This is a genomic window from Mesorhizobium sp. M0293, from assembly GCF_040321735.1.
Lineage (GTDB): Bacteria > Pseudomonadota > Alphaproteobacteria > Rhizobiales > Rhizobiaceae > Mesorhizobium.
In genome coordinates this window covers 1-4,043 of record NZ_JAMYSA010000225.1, presented here as the reverse complement: position 1 = coordinate 4,043, position 4,043 = coordinate 1, and the positions used below count along the sequence as shown (strand labels likewise).

Below are 4,043 nucleotides of genomic sequence, written 5' to 3'. Positions count from 1 at the left end.
GCGCCGCTCCCCCGCCGTTTGCGGATGCCGCTAGCCCCCCCCTCTGGGGGGGCGGGGCGCGCCCCGCCGGGGGGGGGGGGGGGGGTCCTCGTAGGGCGCACCCCCACCCCGTCTCGCAATCTCCGCTTCGCTCCGACTGCGAGCCGACCCTCCCCACAAGGGGGAGGGTGAAGCAGAGCCTCTCTCCGCAGGAGCACCCTTGCCCGCCCCACTCATCGAAATGCGCGGCATCACCAAGAGCTTTGGCGCCGTCAAGGCGAACGAGGCCGTCGATCTCAGCGTCGCGCCCGGCGAAATCCTCGGACTGCTGGGCGAGAACGGCGCGGGCAAGACGACGCTGATGAACGTGCTGTTCGGCGCCTATGCGCCTGACGCTGGCGAAATCCTCATCCAGGGCCAGCGGGTGCGGATCACCAGTTCCGCCGATGCGCTGGCCGCCGGCATCGGCATGGTGCACCAGCATTTTCACCTCGCGCCGCGGCTCACTGTGCTGGAAAACCTTTTGATCGGCATTCCCGGCAGGACAGGGCGGATCGACCGCGCCGGCGGGCTGGCGCGACTGGCCGAAATCAGCAGGCAGCATGGACTGACGCTTGATCCCGCTCTTCCCGTCTCGGCGCTGTCGGTCGGCGAACAGCAGCGGCTGGAAATCGTCAAGGCGCTGTTTCGCGGCGCCAGGCTGCTTATCCTGGACGAGCCGACGGCGGTGCTGGCGCCGAGCGAGGTCGACGGACTGTTTTCGGCATTGCGCTCGATGGCGGCGCAAGGCCTCGGCATCATCTTCATCTCGCACAAGCTCAACGAGGTGCGGGCGCTGACGCATCGCTGCACGGTGCTGCGGCATGGCCGCGTCGCCGGCCGCGTCGATGACCCGGCCAACACGACATCGGCTGCCATGGCGCAACTGATGTGCGGCCACGAGATCGTGCCGCCGGCGCGGGGACCATCGACGCCTGGTGCTGATGTGCTCACCCTCAAGGGCATCTCGACATCGCATCATTCGGGCACGCCGCTGCGCGACGTATCGCTTGCCGTTCGTGCCGGTGAGATTCTCGGCATTGCCGGCGTGTCGGGCAATGGCCAGCGAGCCTTGGCGGAGGTGATCTCCGGGACGCGTGTGCCTGACGCCGGCCAGATGACGATCGCCGGCAGCAAGGTCACACGGTTTTCGCCGCGCGAGGTGCAAGCGCTCGGCCTTGGCCGCATTCCGGAAGACCGCATGACGACGGGGCTGGTCACCAACCTGCCGCTTGCCGACTCGATGGTGTTGCCGCGCATCGGCACCGCCGCTTTCAGCAGCAGGGGCCTGCTCAAGCCGGATGCGATCCGCGCCTTCGCGGAAGAACAGATCCAGGCCTATGATATCAGGTGCCCCGGGCCGATGACCCGCGCCGGCGCGCTGTCCGGCGGCAATCTGCAGAAGGCGCTGCTGGCGCGCGAACTCGCCTTCGATCCGAAGGTGCTTGTTGTCTCGCAGCCGACGCGGGGCCTCGACATCGGCGCCGCCCGCTTCATCCATGAAAAGTTCCTCGACATGCGGGCGAAGGGCTGCGGCATCGTCGTCATTGGTGAGGATCTCGAAGAGCTGCTGGTGCTCTGCGACCGCATCGCGGTGATGTATGAGGGCCGCATCGTCGGCACGCTCGACAGCGCCGATGCGACGATCGCGCGGCTTGGCCTGATGATGACCGGGGCGGAGGGGAGAGTCTAGATGAACCTTCTGGCGCCGCTGACCCCCACCCCTAACCCCTCCCCACAAGGGGGAGGGAGATGCTGCCGCGCTCCGTTCACACAGCTTCCGAGCCCAAACTTCAGCCGTTTTGTCGTGGTCAGCGCCTCCGAGAGTTCCCCTCCCCCTTGTGGGGAGGGGCTAGGGGTGGGGGTCCTTCTTCGTCAGAATCCTTGTTCGACAGACCGAACAGAGGGTGCCGCCTAATGTTCCGCCTGGAAGTCCGCGCAAGCACTCCTGCCTGGTTCAACCTCGCTTTGCCATTGCTGGCGATCGGAGCAACGCTCATCTTGTGCAGCGGCCTCATCGCGCTGGCCGGCGCCGGCGTGCTCGAGGCCTATGGCGTGATGTTCACGGCCTCGCTGGGTGACAGCTATGCGATCACCGAAACGATGGTGCGTGCAGCACCGATGATTTTTACCGGGCTGGCGGTCGCGGTCGCCTTCCGGGCAAAATTCTGGAACATCGGCGCCGAGGGGCAGTTGCTGGCCGGCGCGGTTGCCAGCTGCTTTGTCGGCACCATTCCAATGCCTGGGCCGCTCGCCATGTTCTTGATGGCGGTGGCCGGGGCTGCGGCCGGCGCTGCGGTGGCGCTGGTTCCGGCCACGCTTCGGGTAAAATTCAGGGTGGACGATGTCGTCAGTTCGCTGCTGCTCAACTCGGTCATCTACTATGCGCTGATGGCGCTGATCGAAGGGCCGTGGAAGGACAGTTTCAGCGGCTATCCGATCTCGCCGCCGATCGAGGATGCGGCCAATTTTCCGGTGCTGCTCGAAGGCACGCGGCTGCATCTCGGCGTCGTCGTGGCGCTACTGTCGGCACCGTTGATCTGGTTCCTGATCGTGCGTACGACGCTCGGCTTCAGGATCAGGGTCACCGGCGAGAATCCCGAAGCCGCCCGCTATGGCGGCATCCATGTCGAGCGGGTGCTTATCTCGACGGCGCTGCTGTCCGGCGCACTGGCCGGGCTGGCCGGCGTCGGCGAGGTCGGCGGCGTGCATTTTCAGGTGATGAGCGACATCTCGCCAGGCTATGGTTATTCCGGCATCGTCGTTGCCATGCTGGCGCGGCTCAATCCGCTTGGCGTCGTGCCGGCGGCGATCTTTCTTGCCGCCGTGATGACTGGGGCCGAGGCGATGTCGCGGGCGACCGGCGTGCCGGCCTTCCTCAGCGATGTCATCCAGGGAACCGCATTGCTTGCGATGCTGGTGGCGCTGCTGTTCACCGCCTATCGCATCCGCCGTGTCGGAGCGGCCCGATGAGCGCGGTGTTCGAACAGATCTTTCAGGTAGGCTTCCTCGCCGCCATCATCCGCATCGCCACGCCGTTGGCGTTTGCGACGCTGGGCGAAATGTTCTCCGAGCGCGCCGGGGTGCTCAATCTCGGCATCGAAGGCATCATGCTTTTGTCGGCGATGACTGGCTTCACCGCCGCCAGCCTCAGCGGCAGCCTGTGGCTCGGCGTGCTGGCGGCGGTGCTGACCGGCATGCTGATGGGCGCGCTGCACGCGCTGTTTACGGTGGTGCTCGGCCTTAGCCAGCATGTCTGCGGCATCGGCGTGACGCTATTCTCTTCGGGCCTTGCCTATTTCCTCTACCGGCTGATCTTTGGCCAGCAATCGGTGCCGCCGAACATCAAGGGTTTTCAGACACTGCCGATCCCGATCCTGTCCGGCATTCCGGTGCTCGGGCCGGCGGTGTTCAACCAGTTTGCGCTGGTCTACATGGCGATCCTTGCGATCCCGCTGGCCGCCTTCGTGCTCTACCGCACGCCATGGGGCCTGTCGGTGCGCATGGTCGGCGAAAACCCGCGCGCCGCCGATTCAGCCGGCGTCAGCGTCATCGCCGCGCGTTTCCAGGCGGTCATCCTCGGCGGCGCGCTGATGGGTCTGGCCGGTGCCTTCCTGTCGATGGCGCAGTTCAACGCCTTCACCTTCGGCGTCGTCTCCGGGCGCGGCTGGGTGGCGATTGCGCTGGTCGTCTTCGGCCGCTGGGACCCGTGGCGCTCGGCGGGTGCGGCACTTCTGTTCGCCTTCGTCGACGCCTTGCAATTGCGCATGCAGGCGAGCGGGCTCGGACATATCCCCTACGAGGCGTTCCTGATGCTGCCGTTCATTTTCACCATCGTCGCCATGGCGGTGATGTCGCGCAATGCTGTGGCGCCTTCCGCGCTGCTCAAGCCATTTCGACGGGAAGAGCGGTAGACGAGTGTTTCCTCCCCCCTCCGGAGGCTATTGCATTCACACATCTCGGTTGCGTTTTGGGGCGAAGCTCGATTCTATTTGGGCCGGGACGCTGAAGGAGGTTTGAATGAC

General features: G+C 65.9%; 3 protein-coding genes. All 3 read left to right on the top strand.

All coding sequences use genetic code 11. The features are described from left to right. The first annotated feature begins 199 nt into the window (after positions 1-199). Positions 200-1,711, top strand: a complete 1,512-nt coding sequence (locus tag NKJ06_RS34730) for an ABC transporter ATP-binding protein (RefSeq protein ID WP_352812428.1) — start codon at positions 200-202, stop codon at positions 1,709-1,711. A 224-nt stretch (positions 1,712-1,935) separates the two neighbouring features. Beyond that, positions 1,936-2,991: an ABC transporter permease gene (locus tag NKJ06_RS34725; protein WP_352812427.1), complete on the top strand. Its 1,056-nt coding sequence runs from the start codon at positions 1,936-1,938 to the stop codon at positions 2,989-2,991. Then, positions 2,988-3,932 carry an ABC transporter permease gene (locus NKJ06_RS34720; protein ID WP_352812425.1) on the top strand — a complete coding sequence of 315 codons (945 nt, stop codon included), beginning with the start codon at positions 2,988-2,990 and terminating at the stop codon, positions 3,930-3,932. Before NKJ06_RS34725 ends, NKJ06_RS34720 begins: the two co-directional genes overlap by 4 nt. The last annotated feature ends 111 nt before the right edge of the window (positions 3,933-4,043 follow it).

Bases quoted from the DNA above. Each gene is read 5' to 3' on its own strand.
- NKJ06_RS34725 (WP_352812427.1), top strand. From the start codon at position 1,936: ATGTTCCGCCTGGAAGTCCGCGCAAGCACTCCTGCCTGGTTCAACCTC.
- NKJ06_RS34720 (WP_352812425.1), top strand. From the start codon at position 2,988: ATGAGCGCGGTGTTCGAACAGATCTTTCAGGTAGGCTTCCTCGCCGCC.